Consider the following 16,982-nt stretch of genomic DNA (forward strand, 5'->3'; position numbering starts at 1 on the left):
GTGGACGTTTACGATAACCAGAGCATAAAATGGGACAAAAATTAGTTATAGTTGAATCACCGGCAAAGGCTAAGACCATAGGAAAGTATTTAGGCAAGAATTATGTAGTAGAGGCTTCAATGGGGCATGTTAGAGATCTTCCAAAGAGTCAATTGGGAGTTGATATAGATAATGATTACAATCCTAAATATATAACCATAAGAGGAAAGGGGGAGATTTTAGACAAACTGAGAAAACAGGCGAAAAAAAGTGAAAAAATATATTTGGCTACAGACCCAGATAGAGAAGGGGAGGCTATCTCGTGGCATTTATCTCATGTTTTAAAGTTAGATAAAAATGAAAAGTGCAGAATAGAATTCCATGAAATTACTAAAAATGCTGTGAAAAATTCTATAAAATCTGCAAGAGAAATAAATGTAAATTTGGTTAATGCACAACAGGCCAGAAGGATACTAGATAGATTAGTAGGGTATAAAATAAGTCCTATACTTTGGAGAAAGGTTAAATGGGGATTAAGTGCAGGTAGAGTGCAATCTGTAGCTCTTAAAATGATCTGTGAGAGAGAAAAGAAAATACTGAGTTTTACACCAGAAGAATATTGGACTATAGAATGTATGCTTCATAAGGAAGATAAAACAAAATGTTTTAATGTAAGACTTGCCACTTTAAATAAAAAGAAGATCGAAATTTCAAATAAGGATGAAGCAGATAGAATCATTAAGGAATTGGAAGAGGGAGATTTTATTGTAAAATCTATTAAAAATACTTGTAAAAATAAAAATCCACTTCCACCATTTATTACAAGTACTCTTCAGCAGGATGCATATAAAAAGTTGAATTTTTCAACAAAGAGGACTATGTCCATAGCACAGCAACTTTATGAAGGGATAGATATAAAAGGCTATGGTACCATAGGACTTATAACCTATATGAGAACTGATTCTATAAGAATTTCCAAAGAAGCTCAACAAGTCTGTAGAGACTTTATAGTAAATCAATTTGGAGAAAAATATATTGAATCCCAACCTAGAATTTTTAAAAGTAAAAAAAATATACAAGATGCCCATGAAGCCATTAGACCAACTAACATAGATATAACACCAGATAAAGCTAAGGGTGATTTAAAACTAGATCAGTATAAGGTGTATAAACTTATATGGGATAGATTTGTGGCTAGCCAAATGGCTTCTGCAAAAATTGATGTTAAATCTGTGGATATAGTTAATAATAATTATGGGTTAAAAGTTGGGGGTTCTAAGATAAACTTTTATGGCTTTATGAAAGTTTATAAATATGCATCAGAAGAAGATAAGCTGGATATAATACTGCCTGAATTAGAAGAAGGAGAACTTTTATTCAAAAAATCTATAGATGGAAAGCAACATTTTACACAGCCGCCAGCTAGATTTTCAGAGGCTTCTCTAGTAAAAACTCTTGAAGAAAATGGTATAGGAAGACCTAGTACTTATGCTCCTATTTTATCTACCCTTTTAGATAGAAAATATGTACAAAGGGAAAAGAAGACTTTGATTCCAACTGAACTTGGAGATATAGTAAATAATATAGTCAGTGAATATTTTAAACAAGTGGTGGATGTGGAATTTACTGCTGAAATAGAATCCAAGCTGGATAACATTGAAGAGGGAAAAGATAATTGGACTAAAGTAGTAGGAAAATTTTATGAACCTTTAAAGAAATCTATTGAGATAGCAGAAAAGGAAGTTGCCAGAATTACTATAGAAGATAAGGTTACAGATGTGAAGTGTGACAAATGTGGAAGAAATATGGTTATAAAACATGGAAGGTTTGGAGATTTTTTGGCATGCCCAGGTTATCCGGAGTGTAAAAATACTAAACCTATAGTAGAAGAACTAGATGTTAAGTGCCCTAAATGCGGAGAGAAAATTTTAGTGAAAAAGAGTAGAAAGGGCAGAAGATTTTACGGATGCAGTGCTTATCCTGATTGTGATTTTGTAAGCTGGCTGGAGCCCACAAATGAAAAGTGTCCTGTGTGTCAAAGTTATATGGTTAAAAAATACAGTAAATCAAAAGGAAATTATTTAGAGTGTTCTAATTCAGAATGTAAACATAAAGAATATAAAGAGCTGGAAGAGAATAAATAATATAATAATATTATGTAAAACCCTGGTAAATATTTAAATGTTTTTCCAGGGTTTTTAACTTCTAACCGGTATATGTCAATAAATCATGGTTGAATTATAACGGCTATTATGTTATCATAATTAATGGATAAAATATAATTCTAAATATTTTAAAAAGTCAAAATTATTAGCACTATGGCTTAAAAAATTCTTTTTATCAGAAGCACCCTAAAATACATTTTAAAATATTTTAAGTGGGATTTTAATTGATTATTCACTTTAGGTATATTAAATAAATTCTACTGGCAATAAGGAGGATATAAATGTCAACATTATTAGATAAAACAAGAAAACTCAATAAGATATTACAAAAATCGGGAGTAGAACCGGTGGTTTTTAATGATATATGTAAAATATTGAGTGAAGTTTTAGGCTGTAATGTCTATGTTATAAGCAGAAAAGGAAAGGTATTAGGATATAATTTTCCAGATGGTTTTGAATGTGATACAGTAAAGAATAAGATAATAAGTGAAATGAGGTTTCCAGAAGAGTATAATAATAAATTATTGAATGCACATGAAACCCTTTCAAACTTGTCAAATCACGGAATTTGTGTTTTTGAAGATGGAACTTCCTGTGATTTGGATGACAAAATTACAACTATAGTTCCAATAATAGGAAATAGAGAAAGACTGGGAACTTTATTGTTGGCTAGTTTTGGAGAAAAGTTTACAGATGAAGACTTGGTTTTAGGAGAATACAGTGCAACTATAGTAGGCCTTGAAATACTAAAGTCTAAAAATGATGAAATTGAAGAGGAAGCTAGAAAAAAAGCGGTAGTTCAATTAGCCATTGGTACTTTATCCTATTCGGAACTGGAAGCTGTAGAACATATATTTAACGAGTTAGATGGAAAAGAAGGATTGCTTGTAGCATCTAAAATAGCAGATAAGGTTGGAATAACCAGATCTGTAATAGTTAATGCACTTAGAAAATTTGAAAGTGCAGGAGTAATAGAGTCAAGATCTCTTGGAATGAAGGGAACTCATATAAAAATATTGAATGATAAGTTATTAGATGAATTAAAAAAGATTAAGTGATTTTAAGGTTCAGAGGAGAGTATGGAAAATAATTATCTCCATCTGGACCTTAAGATATATTGTGTGCATATACATAACTCGTTATGTAAAACTTTGAATGGATGGAGCAGTAATTAATTGCCTCATTGGATGAAATAATTTTATGGTGGTTAAATATTGTAGTTTTTATTGAATAGATGTACGTCATGTGGTATACTACATAAGGTATTAAAATACACACATTATCTAATTTATAAGTAGGTGCCTTATGGTTTGATTTATAAATATGAAGATAATGGAGGAAAAACCTAGGAGGGAAATATAATGTCAATTATTTCAATGAAACAATTATTAGAATCTGGTGTTCATTTTGGCCATCAGACTAGAAGATGGAATCCTAAAATGGCTTCATATATTTTTACTGAAAGAAATGGAATCTATATAATAGATTTGCAGAAAACAGTAAGAAAAATTGAAGAAGCCTATGAATTTGTAAAGAAAATTGCATCTGAGGGAAAAGACATATTGTTTATAGGTACTAAAAAACAAGCACAGGAAGCTATTAGAGAAGAGGCCAAAAGAAGCAATATGCATTATGTAAATAATAGGTGGCTCGGAGGCATGCTTACTAATTTCTCAACTATAAAAAATAGAATTAGAAAATTAGAGGAATTAGAAAAAATGGAAGAAGATGGAACGTTTGAAGTTCTCTCTAAAAAAGAAGTTATAAAACTAAGAAATGAAAAGCAAAAATTGGAGAGAAATTTAGGTGGCATCAAGGCAATGAATGCAGAAAATGTAGGTGCTTTGTTTGTGGTTGATCCAAGAAAAGAAAAAAATGCTATTTCAGAAGCTAAAATTTTAGGCATTCCGGTAGTTGCCATAGTAGATACAAATTGTGATCCAGATGAAGTGGATTATGTTATACCTGGTAATGATGATGCAATAAGAGCAGTAAAATTAATTACATCTAAAGTGGCAGATGCAGTGATTGAAGGAAGACAAGGAGAACAATTAGTTGAGGAGTAATTTTACTTATAGAAGTATTATATATTAGGGTCAAATACAAGTTTAGGAGAGGAGTTGAAAAGGCCGTTATTGGTAATTTTTATATTACCAGGTAGGGTGTTATGCATCCGAATTTAAGCCCTGGGAGTACGGGACCATATAGAAAGCACAGCTTTAAAATACTATGAACAGGGAAGTAAATATAAGTCTTTTAGAAAGCTTATATTACATAACGGATATATTTATGATAACTGCACAGATGGTAAAAGAACTTAGAGAAAGAACTGGAGCAGGAATGATGGACTGCAAGAAAGCTTTAAATGAAGCAGGCGGAGACTCAGAGAAAGCTATTGAGTTATTAAGAGAAAAAGGATTAGCAGCTGCAGCTAAAAAATCTGGCAGAATAGCTTCTGAAGGACTGGTTAAGACCTACGTTTCAGAAGATGGGAAATCCGCTTCTATAGTGGAGGTAAATTGTGAAACAGATTTTGTGGCAGTAAATGCCGATTTCGTTAATTTTGTAGATGGTTTAGCAAAACAGATTTCTTCATCTAAATTTGCTACAGTAGAGGAATTAAATGAGGAAAAATATATATTAGATGATAGTAAAACTGTAAGCGAAACGTTAGTTAACTTAATTTCAAAACTTGGAGAAAACATGGCAGTAAGAAGATTTGAAAGATTGACTGTTTCAAAGGGGTTAATTGAAAGTTATATACATGGCGGCGGAAGAATAGGAGTTCTTGTTAAGCTTGAATGTGAAAAAGAAAGTGAAATTTTAAAGGAAGTTGCAAAAGATGTAGCTATGCAGGTTGCTGCAACTAATCCATTATTTTTAAGTAAGGATACAGTGGATAGTGCTACTTTGGATAAGGAAAAAGAAATATTCAAGGTTCAAGCGTTAAATGAAGGCAAACCTGAAAAAATTGCGGAAAAAATAGTTATGGGAAGAATTCAAAAATACTACAAAGAGAATTGTTTAATTGAACAGTTATGGGTAAAAGATTCTGATTTAACTATTGATAAATATTTAAAGAGTAAGTCCAAAGAGGTTGGAGCACCAATAAAGATATCTGATTTTATTAGGTTTGAAAAAGGTGAAGGTATAGAGAAAAAAGAGGAAGATTTTGCTGAAGAGGTTAGAAAGCAGATAGAGGGTAAATAGTAACTTAAAAGAGGACACTGCGTGTTCTCTTTTTTGGGGTGTTAAAAAAATTTTTTATTGTGGTTTCACTTTACTATAGTTTGGAGGTATAATATAATGTGTAATCCTATATATAAGAGAGTAATGCTGAAACTTTCAGGGGAAGCTCTTTCAGGAGATATTGGATATGGAATAGATTTTGATATAGCAAAAAATATAGCCACTGAAATAAAAAAGCTGGTATCAATGGGGGTATCAGTAGGAATTGTAGTTGGCGGAGGAAATATATGGAGAGGAAGAAGTGGAAAGGGAATGGATAGAACTACAGCAGATTATATGGGAATGCTTGCTACCTGTATAAATGCTTTGGCACTTCAGGATTCACTTGAAAATTTAGGTATAAATACAAGAGTACAGACTGCAATTGAAATGAAAGAAGTAGCAGAGCCTTTTATAAGAAGAAGGGCCATGAGGCATTTGGAAAAAAATAGAGTAGTAATATTTGCAGCAGGTACTGGAAATCCTTATTTTTCTACGGATACCACTGCATCTCTCAGGGCGGCGGAAATAGAGGCAGAAATTATATTACTTGCCAAAAAAGTAGATGGGGTCTATGATAAAGATCCTCATAAATATAGTGATGCCAAAAAGTTTGACAAGTTAACTTATATTGAAGTACTTGAGAAAGGACTTCAAGTTATGGATTCCACAGCCACATCCCTTTGTATGGATAATGACATACCTATTTTAGTATTTGGGCTTGATAAGCCGGAGAACATAAGTAAAAGTGTTCTTGGCGAAAAAATTGGGACACTTGTTTGTAAAGAATAGAAATAAGGAGGTATTTTTTATGATTAAGGATATTTTAAATAAGGCAGATGAAAAAATGAATAAAACCGTGGATATTTTAGTGAAGGAGTTAGCTTCTATGAAAGCAGGAAGAGCTAATCCTGCCATATTAGATAAAATAGAAGTGGAATATTATGGTACAATGACTCCTATAAGTCAGTTAGCAGGTATATCTGTTCCAGAAGCTAGAATACTTGCCATACAACCTTGGGATAAAAGTGCACTAAAATCCATAGAGAAAGCAATATTAAAATCTGACCTTGGTATAAATCCATCAAATGATGGTGAGATGATAAGACTTATAATACCTGAGCTTACAGAGGAAACAAGAAAAAATATAGTTAAGAACATAAAAAAAACCGGTGAAGATTCAAAAGTAGTTATAAGGGGAATAAGAAGAGAATGCAATGATAAATTTAAAGCCTTGAAAAAGAAAAATGATATTTCAGAAGATGAAATTAAAAAAGGTGAGGAACAAATACAGAAAAAAACTGATACTTTTATAAAAAATATAGATTCAATACTTGAAAAGAAGGAAAAGGAGATCATGTCATTATAATTAAATTTTAAAACCTGCCTATTTGCAGGTTTTTATTACATATCCAACATTGGAGTTTTTCGTATATCAATGCAATAATATAAAATTTAATGAATGGAGATATATTCATGTTAAAGTTCTTTAATTCTCATAAGAATAAAAAATATGAGAAAATACATATTGATTTAAACAATATTCCGTGCCACATAGCTATTATAATGGATGGAAATGGAAGATGGGCTAAGGAAAGAAATCTGCCAAGGATTATGGGACATAAAGCGGGAGTGGAGGCCATAAGGGAAATTGTGAAAGAGTGCAGTAATCTAAAGGTGAAGTATTTGACTCTTTATGCTTTTTCCACAGAAAATTGGAAAAGGCCAAAAGATGAAGTTAATTCTCTTATGAATCTTTTGGTGGAGTACTTAAGAAAAGAATTTAAAGAGTTACATGATAATAATGTGATAATAAATTATATAGGCAATATACATAAGTTACCTTATTTGTGTCAGGAGGAATTAATTACCTCTAATAAAAATACAAAAAACAATACAGGATTAAATTTAAACCTAGCATTAAACTATGGGGGAAGAGATGAAATAGTTAGAGCATTTAAACTTATGTATAAGGATATAAAATCAGGAAAAATCAGTGAGGAAGATATAACTGAACATATATTATCTGGATATTTATATACAAAAAACATGCCTGATCCTGACTTAATAATAAGACCTAGTGGAGAACAACGTTTAAGTAATTTTCTCTTATGGCAGTGTGCATATTCTGAATTTTGGTATTCTGATATAAATTGGCCGGATTTTAAAATTTGGCACCTTCATAAAGCTATTTTGGATTATCAGAATAGGGATAGAAGATTTGGAACTGTGTAAATGGGTAAAATATATTTGTAGTTTTTAACTGCTAATATGTTATAGGCCTTAATGATGGAGGTGAAGTAGTGAATAATAGATATTTAGGGGCTGTTACGTTAATCCCTTTTGTTGTCATATTGTTTTTAGGAGGGGTTTATTTAAAATATGGTATTATGATACTTTCTCTTGTTGCAATGTATGAATTTTATAAGGTAATAAAAACTAAAAATTTAAATCCAATAAATATAATAGGATATTTACTATGTATAATTTATTTTATGAGCTTGAAGACAGAGGTGAATTATAAGTTTTTATTTTTTACTATTATAGTATCTATTTTTATGCTGTTATGTATTCTGGCTTTAGATATAGAATATAATATTTTAGATATAGTTATAACTTTATTTGGGTTTTTATATATAGCATTATTTTTTAGTACAATAATTTTGGTTAATAAAGGACTATATGGAAATTATATGGTGTGGATTATAGTTATATCTGCCTGGTGTTGTGATACTTGTGCCTATTATACAGGTAAGTTTTTTGGGAAAAAAAAGCTTTCTCCTAGAGTCAGTCCTAAAAAAACTGTAGAAGGAGCTATTGGAGGAGTTATTGGAAGTACTATAGGCTGTAGTCTATTTGGAGGTTTTGCTATTATAATGGGTATACCTATGCCTTTATACCATTATATAATACTAGGATTACTAAGTGGAGTATTTTGTCAATTTGGAGATTTGGCTGCTTCTTCAATCAAAAGATATGTGAAAATAAAAGATTATGGTAATTTGATACCGGGGCATGGAGGAATTTTAGATAGATTTGACAGCATACTCTTTTCTGGAGTTGTAGTATACTATTATTTAGTGTTTGTTGCGGCTATTTATGTTTATTGAAACTTGTTATGTATGGGGATTTTTCATCTGGATGAGAGATCTCCATTTTTATTTTTTAAATTTATTTGAAAAATAAAATATTGTAAATTATATGTAAATGATAAGGTTATTTATTTTATAACATAAATATGGTATAGTTAAACATATTAAAATTATGTTTAGTTTGTAGTTGTATTTAGAGTAAGGAGTTGTTACAATGAAAAAAATTTCTATATTGGGGGCTACTGGTTCCATAGGCACTCAGGCTTTAGATATATTGAGAAAGGATGGGAAAAACTTTAAGCTTGTAGCAGTATCTTCCCACAGTAGCATAAACAAACTTTTAGATATAGTGGATGAATTTAATCCTTCCTATGCAGTGGTAACTGAAAAAAATGCTTATTTTAAATTTAAGGATTATTGTAGTAATAAAAATTTAAATATAAAAATATTATTTGGAATAGAAGGATTAAATATTATAGCATCTTTGCCGGATATTGACATGGTGCTTACTTCTGTAGTTGGAATGGTAGGGTTGGTTCCTACTATAAAGGCAATAGAATCAGGCAAAGATATAGCACTGGCTAACAAGGAAACACTGGTAGTAGCAGGAGATTTAGTTACAAAACTATCAAAAAAAAATAATGTGAAAATATTTCCTGTTGATTCTGAGCATAGTGCCATTTATCAATGTATTAAAGGAAATGAATTTAAGGATATAGAAAGATTATATCTTACAGCTTCTGGGGGACCTTTTAGAGGCAAGACCAGAGAACAGCTTTTGAATGTTACTGTAGAGGAAGCATTGAATCATCCCAGCTGGAAAATGGGAAAAAAACTTACTATAGATTCTGCTACTCTTATGAATAAAGGGCTGGAAGTTATAGAAGCTCATTTTCTTTTTGATATGCCTTATGAAAAAATAAAAGTAGTAGTTCATCCTGAAAGTATAGTTCACTCTATGGTAGAATATAAGGATGGAAGTGTTATGGCACAGCTTGCCAGTGCGGATATGAGACTTCCTATACAGTATGCTCTGAATTATGCTAAGAAAAAGAAAGCTCTAGTAAGTAGGCTGGACTTTTATAATATGAAAAATCTAAGTTTTGAAAAACCTGATATGGACACTTTTAAACCGCTTAAATTAGCATATGAAGCAGGAAAAGTTGGAGGCACAATGCCTGCTATATTAAATTGTGCTAATGAGGCAGCGGTGGAACTTTTTCTTCTTAATAAGATTAAGTTTTTAGATATAAGCTGTATATTAGAAGAGTGTATGAATAAATTTACTTATTCTAACATATACACTGTAGAAGATTTACTACATATAGAAATAAAAGTGAAGAAATATGTAAAAGATAGATTTAGTAAATAAAAGAAAGATGATTAGGAGGAATACCACTTGTATATAATATTGGCTATAATAGCTTTTGGTGTGTTAATTATAATTCATGAACTGGGACACTTTATGTTAGCAAAATTAAATGGTGTGAAGGTAGAGGAATTTTCCATAGGCATGGGACCCAAGCTTTTTGGAATAAAGGGAAAAGAGACGGAATATCTTATAAAACTTCTTCCTATTGGGGGTTATGTTAAAATGCTTGGTGATGAAGGGAAAAGTGATGATCCAAGAGCCTTTAATAACAAGAGTCCCGTTAGAAAGCTTAGTATTGTGGCAGCAGGGCCTATAATGAACTTTATACTTGGTATAATATTGTTCTCCATTATAGCTTCTGCAAGAGGATATCTCTCCCCTGTGGTAAGTAAAACTATATCCAGCGGGCCTGCAGCTATAGCGGGTATTAAATCGGGAGACAGAATAACTAAAGTTAATAATTCAAAAATATCCACCTGGGAGGACTTTGTAACGGAAATATATACTACCGCAGGAAATCCAATTAATATAAGTTATGAACGTAGAGGAGTAACAAATCAGGTAAATGTGACTCCTATAAAAGATGAAAAAGAAAATAGGTATATTGTAGGAATTGAAGGTACACAGGTAACTAATCCTACCTTGGCTCAATCCATATCCTATGGATTCATAGAAACCAAGTCCCTTATAAAACAGACCTTCAGCTTTTTCAAGACATTATTTAAAGGAAAGGCATCCATGAATGATGTAGGAGGACCTTTAACCATAATAAAAATCTCTGGTGCAGCAGCAAAAGCAGGTATATTGAGTCTGTTAGCTTTTTCGGCATATATAAGCATACAGCTTGCCATATTTAATATAATACCATTTCCAGCTTTGGATGGAGGGTATATATTGTTATTTCTGTTTGAAATAGCAACGGGCAGGAAAGTAGATGACAATAAGGTAGGCATAATAAATTATGTGGGCTTTGCTATACTCATGGCTCTTATGGTACTAGTTACTGTAAAAGATATATTTTATCCTATAAAATTTTAACTTTTGTCTATTTTAAAGAAGGTGAAAAAGTGAAAAGGTTAAATACTGTGGAAATAAAAGTAGGGAAGGTGGCTATAGGAAGAAATGCTCCTATAGCCCTGCAGTCTATGACTAACACGGATACAAAAGATGCAAAGTCTACCATAGAACAAATACATAAACTGGAGAAAGCAGGCTGTGATATAGTAAGATGTGCAGTGCCGGATATGGAAGCTTGTGAATCTTTAAAAACTATTTCAAAAGAAGTGTCTATACCGCTGGTAGCGGATATACATTTTGATTATAGGCTGGCTCTTAAATCCATAGAAAATGGAGTATCAGCTCTTAGAATAAATCCTGGAAATATTGGGAGTATAGATAAAGTAGAGATGGTAGTAAAATCAGCTAAAGAGAGGAATATTCCCATTAGAATAGGGGTTAATTCAGGTTCGTTGAAAAAAGATATTTTAAATAAATATGGCAGGGTGTGTCCTGAAGCACTGGTAGAAAGTGTCTTAGAACATGTAAGTATATTAGAGAATATGGGGTTTTATAATATAGTGATATCCATAAAGTCTTCAAATGTAAATGATATGGTAGAAAGTTACAGACAAATATCTAAATTGGTAAATTATCCTCTTCATCTTGGGGTAACAGAGGCGGGAACTTTGTGGAGAGGTACTATAAAATCCAGTATAGGCATAGGAACTCTTTTAATGGAGGGAATAGGGGATACTATAAGAGTTTCTCTTACAGGAAATCCTTTGGAAGAGATTAGAGTGGGCAGAGAAATATTAAAAGCATGTGGATATTTAAAAGAAGGAATAGAGTTTATATCCTGTCCTACTTGTGGAAGGACAAAGATTGATTTGATTAAGATAGCTGAAGAGGTAGAAAAAAGACTTTCTAATGTAGATAAAAATATAAAAGTGGCTGTTATGGGATGTGTGGTAAATGGACCGGGAGAAGCAAAAGAGGCAGATATTGGAATAGCAGGAGGTATTGGAGAAGGACTTATATTTAAAAAAGGAAAAGTATTGAGAAAGGTGAAAGAGGAGAATTTAGTAGATGCACTTATAGAAGAAGTGAAAAATATTTAATTTTTTAGATAGTATGAGGTGCAAAATGAGTGTGGATATTGTGAAGATGCTGCAAGAAGATTTGGATTTAGACAGTAATACTTTGACAGAAAATATAAAACTTTTAAAAATACAGTATCTTAAAAAGAGTAATAAATTAAAGGTAATATTAAAATCCCAGGAAAAATTAGATTCTCATATAAAAGGTAAAATACGAGATATAATTAATAAAAAGTTACAGGGATTTTGCAGTATTGAGCTTATATGTTATAAGGATATATCCAATGTATGCCTGGAAGACATAAGTAAGATTTACTGGATTGAACTTACAGGTATAATGGCCTCGTATATTCCTGTGTCCAGGGAATTTCTGGAAAAGTGTTCTAGAGAGGTAGAAGGAAATTTGCTTAAAATTTCCACAGGAAATGAATTCATATGTAATGTACTTAAAAATAAAAATATAGAGAAACTTTTGTGTAGAACCATAGGAGATTTGTTTGGGGTTAAATGTTTTGTAGTTATAAATTATGATGAGGCATTGAATGTTAAAGATTATCTGGAGAAGAGTGAAAAAGAAGAAGAAAAATATATAGAAAGTATTTTTAAATGTAGAAATGGAAATTTTAAAAAATATGGTAACACCTCTTCTACAGTACAAAAAGTTAAAGGATATAAAGGATTAGACAGAAAAGAAAATTGTTTGGAAAAAGGACCGGTTATAATAGGAAAATCCATAAGTGGGGTTCCTGTAGAAATTGCAAGTATAACTGATATATCTAAGACAGTTATAATAAAAGGGCAGATATTTAAAAGGGAAATTATAGAAACTAAAACTGGAAGAAAAATAGTTACTTTTTATATAACCGACTATATGAGTTCTATTACAGTAAAATTTTTTCCAAAGCCTAAAGATGTAGAAAGAATAATAGAGGAAGTAAAAGAAGGACTTTATTGCATGGTAAAAGGGGAAGCTGTAAATGATATTTATGCAAGAGAATTAGTTATAATGGCTAAGGATATAGTAAAGATACACAAAGAAGAAAAAATGGATACCGCAGAAGAAAAAAGAGTAGAACTTCATCTTCATACTCAGATGAGTGCCATGGATGCAGTTAGTTCTGCATCGGATCTTATTAAAAGAGCAGCCCTTTGGGGACATAAGGCCATAGCAATAACAGATCATGGCGTGGTTCAGGCATTTCCGGAGGCTATGGAAGCTGGCAAAAAGAATAACATCAAAGTTATATATGGTATAGAAGCTTATATGGTAGATGATGGCATTCCTATTGCCGTGAATGGAGATGAAAAAAAATTAGATGATATTTTTGTGATTTTTGATATTGAAACTACAGGCTTCTCCATGAGAAATGATAATATAATAGAAATAGGTGCAGTTAAAATAAAAGAAGGGAAAATAGTAGATAAATTTAGTGAGTTTGTAAACCCGGAAAGTCCTATACCATTTAATATTACACGACTTACTGGAATAACAGATGAAATGGTACAAAACTGTGGGAATATAAAATTAATACTGCCTAAATTTATAAAATTTATAGAAGGCTCTATAGTGGTAGCCCATAATGCCAATTTTGATGTGGGATTTATAAAAAAGAACTGTACGGATTTAAATTTTAAATTTAAAAATCCGGTTATGGATACCATACCTCTTTGTAAATTCTTATTTCCCGAACTTAAGAAATTCAAATTAAATGTAGTTGCAAAACATTTGGATATATCCCTGGAAAATCATCATAGGGCTGTAGACGACGCAAAGGCCACTTGTGAAATACTTTTAAGATGTTTTAAAATGCTTAAAGAAAAGAATATTTTAAGTCTTGGGGATTTAAATAAGGAATTTTTGAGTAATGTAGATGTTAAGAAACAGCCTATGTACCATCTTATAATATTGGTTAAAAACAAAATAGGACTTAAAAATTTATACAAAATAGTGTCTCAGTCCAACTTAAACTATTTTTTTAAAAAGCCTCGAATGCCTAAAAGTGTTATTGTAAAACATAGAGAGGGACTCATAATAGGTGGTGCTTGTGAGGCAGGTCAGGTATATAGGGAAGTGCTTGGAGGCAAAAGTGATGATGAATTGAAGGATATACTGGACTTTTACGACTATTTGGAAATACAACCTGTAGAAAATAATTTGTTTATGGTGAGAAATGGTCTTGTTAAAGACATAGAACAATTAAAAGATATAAATAGAAGGATATGTGACCTTGGGGTTATGAATAATATTCCTGTGGTAGCTACAGGAGATGTGCATTTTATGGATGCCAAAGATGAAATTTTCAGGCGTATAATAATGGCAGGTCAAGGATACTCAGATGCAGATAATCAACCCCCTCTCTATTTTAGAACTACAGATGAGATGCTTTCTGAATTTCAATATTTAGGAGAAAAGAAGGCTAGGGAGGTGGTTATCGAAAACACCAATAAAATTGCGGATATGATAGAGGAAATAAAGCCTATACCTGATGAAACTTTTCCACCCAAAATAGAAGGGGCAGAGGAAGAAATTAAAAATATGACTCTTAAGAAGGTGCATTCTATGTATGGAGATAATCTGCCTGAAATTGTACAGAAAAGATTGGATAAAGAGTTAAATTCCATAATAAATAATGGATATGCAGTGCTCTATCTTATTGCACAAAAATTAGTGGAAAAGTCTTATAAAGATGGATATCTGGTAGGTTCTAGAGGTTCTGTGGGATCCTCTTTTGTAGCAACTATGTCAAATATTACAGAAGTTAATGGACTTCCCCCTCATTATGTATGCCCAAATTGTAAATACAGTGAGTTTTTTACAGATGGGTCCATAGGTTCTGGAGCAGATTTACCAGATAAAAGTTGCCCTGAATGCGGTGAGAAACTTATGAAGGATGGCCATGACATACCGTTTGAAACTTTTCTGGGGTTTGAAGGTGATAAAGAACCAGATATAGATCTGAATTTTTCAGGGGAATATCAGCCTGTAGTACATAAGTATACAGAAGTTTTATTTGGAAAAGATCATGTATTCAGGGCAGGAACTATAGGTACTATAGCAGAAAAAACTGCCTATGGATATGTTAAAAAGTACATAGCAGAAAAGAACATGGTATTGCCCCAGGCTGAAATAGAAAGACTTACCAAAGGTTGTACCGGAATAAAGAGAACTACAGGACAGCATCCCGGGGGAGTTATGGTAGTTCCGGAGGACAATGATATACACAATTTTACACCAGTACAGCATCCAGCAGATGATAACAGCACAGATATAATAACCACTCATTTTGATTATCATTCCATAAGCGGAAGATTATTGAAACTTGATATACTGGGGCACGATGACCCCACCGTACTTAGAATGCTGCAGGATTTAACAGGTGTTGACCCTAAAACTATACCTCTTGGAGAGCCAAAGGTTATGAGTTTATTTACTTCTCCGGAAGCATTGGGAGTCAGTGAAAAAGAAATTGATTGTTCAGTGGGAACTTATGGCCTTCCGGAGTTTGGAACAAAATTTGTAAGGCAGATGCTCATGGACACCCACCCCAAAACTTTTGCAGATTTAGTGAGAATTTCAGGATTGTCTCATGGTACAGATGTGTGGCTCAACAATGCCCAGTACTATATTAAGGAAGGGTATACTACCTTGCAGGATTGTATAGCTTGTAGAGATGACATAATGATGTATTTGATTCAAAAAGGGCTGACGCCTAAAACGTCTTTTACTATAATGGAAATGGTTAGAAAAGGTAAAGGGCTTAAAGAAGAACACGAAGCTATAATGAAAGAACATAATGTGCCTAATTGGTATATTGAATCCTGTAAAAAAATAAAGTACATGTTTCCAAAAGGTCATGCAGTAGCCTATGTAATGATGGCAGTAAGAATAGCATATTTTAAGGTATATTATCCTAAAGCATATTATGCTGCATATTTTACTGTAAGGGCAAATGAGTTTGATGCAGACATAGTAGTCCAAGGAGAAGGTGCCATAAAGAAAAAAATGGATGAACTTTATTCACAGGGCAATAATTTAACTCAGAAAGATAAAGGTCTTCTCACCATATTGGAACTGTGTTATGAGATGAATAAAAGAGGAATAAAGTTTTTAAAGGTGGATCTTTATAGATCCCATGCTACGAAATTTCTAATAGAAGAAAATGGTATAAGGGTTCCTATAAATTCTCTGGCAGGGCTTGGGGAAAATGCTGCCAAGAATATAGTAAAAGCCAGGGAAGAAGGAGAATTTATATCTAAGGAAGATTTAAGAATAAGGGCCAGAGTTTCTAAAACTGTAATAGATACTTTAAATAACCATGGGTGTTTAGGTAATCTTCCAGAAACCAACCAATTATCTTTATTTATGTAATATGATTAAATAGTAAACAATCAATGATTTAAAGTTCTGTATAATTTTTCTTGAAATACAATGTAGGGTGTGTTAAAATGAAAGTAGTAAATCTACAGCAATTTGTTTAGTGTGTAGGAGTGGGTTAAGCCCGCTCTTTCTATTTGTTAAAAACGCAGCGAAAGTTGCGTTTTTAAATTATTAGTGACTGTACTATTATAAGTAAGGAGGTTTAAAATGAATAATCACATATTAGTAGAAAAAGTATTAAAGATTGTAAAACCCATAGTGGATAATTTCAATTTTGAACTATATCATTTAGAATTTAAAAAAGAAGGAAACGATAATTATTTGAGAATATATATAGATAAAGAAGAAGGAAATATATCCCTTGAAGATTGTGAAATTGTAAGCAGGGCGGTAAGTGATGTGTTAGATAGGGAAGATCCTATAAAGGATTCTTATTATCTGGAGGTTTCATCTCCTGGTATAGAGAGAACACTTTATACCAAAGAACATTTCAAAAGATATATTGGATTTAATGTGATAGTTAATATACAAGGGCTTTTAAAGGGAAAGAAAAGGTATCAGGGACAGCTTTTGTCTTTTGATGAAGAGACATTAAGAGTTAGTTGTGAGGGAGAAGAGATTGTTATTCCAAAAAGTAAAATTTTAACTGTAAGTTTAAAAGATGATCTTTAA

13 protein-coding genes are annotated in these 16,982 nt (G+C 32.1%); all 13 read left to right on the forward strand.

Going from position 1 to position 16,982, the window contains the following annotated elements; translation table 11 throughout:
* The first annotated feature begins 29 nt into the window (after nucleotides 1–29).
* The 13 genes from topA (at nucleotide 30) to rimP (ending at nucleotide 16,982) form a co-directional block, all read left to right on the forward strand.
* Nucleotides 30–2,123, forward strand: coding sequence for a type I DNA topoisomerase (gene topA, locus V7Q02_RS01270; RefSeq protein ID WP_333859148.1), 2,094 nt, complete (start codon nucleotides 30–32; stop codon nucleotides 2,121–2,123).
* A gap of 302 nt (nucleotides 2,124–2,425) precedes the next feature.
* The gene (gene codY, locus V7Q02_RS01275; protein WP_333859149.1) at nucleotides 2,426–3,202 is read left to right on the forward strand and encodes a GTP-sensing pleiotropic transcriptional regulator CodY; all 777 of its coding nucleotides are present in this window, start codon (nucleotides 2,426–2,428) and stop codon (nucleotides 3,200–3,202) included.
* Between the two features lie 303 nt (nucleotides 3,203–3,505).
* A complete protein-coding gene (gene rpsB / locus V7Q02_RS01280) occupies nucleotides 3,506–4,210 on the forward strand; it encodes a 30S ribosomal protein S2 (RefSeq protein WP_333859150.1) in 705 nt (234 codons plus the stop codon).
* A gap of 223 nt (nucleotides 4,211–4,433) precedes the next feature.
* Nucleotides 4,434–5,354, forward strand: coding sequence for a translation elongation factor Ts (gene tsf, locus V7Q02_RS01285; RefSeq protein ID WP_333859192.1), 921 nt, complete (start codon nucleotides 4,434–4,436; stop codon nucleotides 5,352–5,354).
* A gap of 96 nt (nucleotides 5,355–5,450) precedes the next feature.
* Complete coding sequence (gene pyrH, locus V7Q02_RS01290) at nucleotides 5,451–6,164, forward strand: UMP kinase (protein WP_333859151.1); 714 nt, start codon at nucleotides 5,451–5,453, stop codon at nucleotides 6,162–6,164.
* Nucleotides 6,165–6,183: 19 nt separating this feature from the next.
* Nucleotides 6,184–6,741, forward strand: coding sequence for a ribosome recycling factor (gene frr, locus V7Q02_RS01295; RefSeq protein ID WP_333859152.1), 558 nt, complete (start codon nucleotides 6,184–6,186; stop codon nucleotides 6,739–6,741).
* Nucleotides 6,742–6,848: 107 nt separating this feature from the next.
* Nucleotides 6,849–7,607, forward strand: a complete 759-nt coding sequence (locus tag V7Q02_RS01300; protein WP_333859153.1) for an isoprenyl transferase — start codon at nucleotides 6,849–6,851, stop codon at nucleotides 7,605–7,607.
* A gap of 68 nt (nucleotides 7,608–7,675) precedes the next feature.
* Nucleotides 7,676–8,482, forward strand: a complete 807-nt coding sequence (locus V7Q02_RS01305; protein WP_333859154.1) for a phosphatidate cytidylyltransferase — start codon at nucleotides 7,676–7,678, stop codon at nucleotides 8,480–8,482.
* Nucleotides 8,483–8,678: 196 nt separating this feature from the next.
* Nucleotides 8,679–9,836: a 1-deoxy-D-xylulose-5-phosphate reductoisomerase gene (locus V7Q02_RS01310; RefSeq protein ID WP_333859155.1), complete on the forward strand. Its 1,158-nt coding sequence runs from the start codon at nucleotides 8,679–8,681 to the stop codon at nucleotides 9,834–9,836.
* A gap of 27 nt (nucleotides 9,837–9,863) precedes the next feature.
* Nucleotides 9,864–10,874, forward strand: a complete 1,011-nt coding sequence (rseP, locus tag V7Q02_RS01315; protein WP_333859156.1) for an RIP metalloprotease RseP — start codon at nucleotides 9,864–9,866, stop codon at nucleotides 10,872–10,874.
* 29 nt (nucleotides 10,875–10,903) lie between these two features.
* Nucleotides 10,904–11,953 (forward strand): flavodoxin-dependent (E)-4-hydroxy-3-methylbut-2-enyl-diphosphate synthase, encoded by a 1,050-nt coding sequence (gene ispG, locus V7Q02_RS01320; protein WP_333859157.1) that lies wholly within the window; start codon nucleotides 10,904–10,906, stop codon nucleotides 11,951–11,953.
* 25 nt (nucleotides 11,954–11,978) lie between these two features.
* Nucleotides 11,979–16,301 carry a PolC-type DNA polymerase III gene (locus tag V7Q02_RS01325; RefSeq protein ID WP_333859159.1) on the forward strand — a complete coding sequence of 1,441 codons (4,323 nt, stop codon included), beginning with the start codon at nucleotides 11,979–11,981 and terminating at the stop codon, nucleotides 16,299–16,301.
* 216 nt (nucleotides 16,302–16,517) lie between these two features.
* Nucleotides 16,518–16,982 (forward strand): ribosome maturation factor RimP, encoded by a 465-nt coding sequence (gene rimP, locus V7Q02_RS01330; protein WP_333859160.1) that lies wholly within the window; start codon nucleotides 16,518–16,520, stop codon nucleotides 16,980–16,982.

The organism is Clostridium sp. (assembly GCF_036781005.1).
Classification (GTDB): Bacteria; Bacillota; Clostridia; order Clostridiales; family Clostridiaceae; genus Clostridium_B.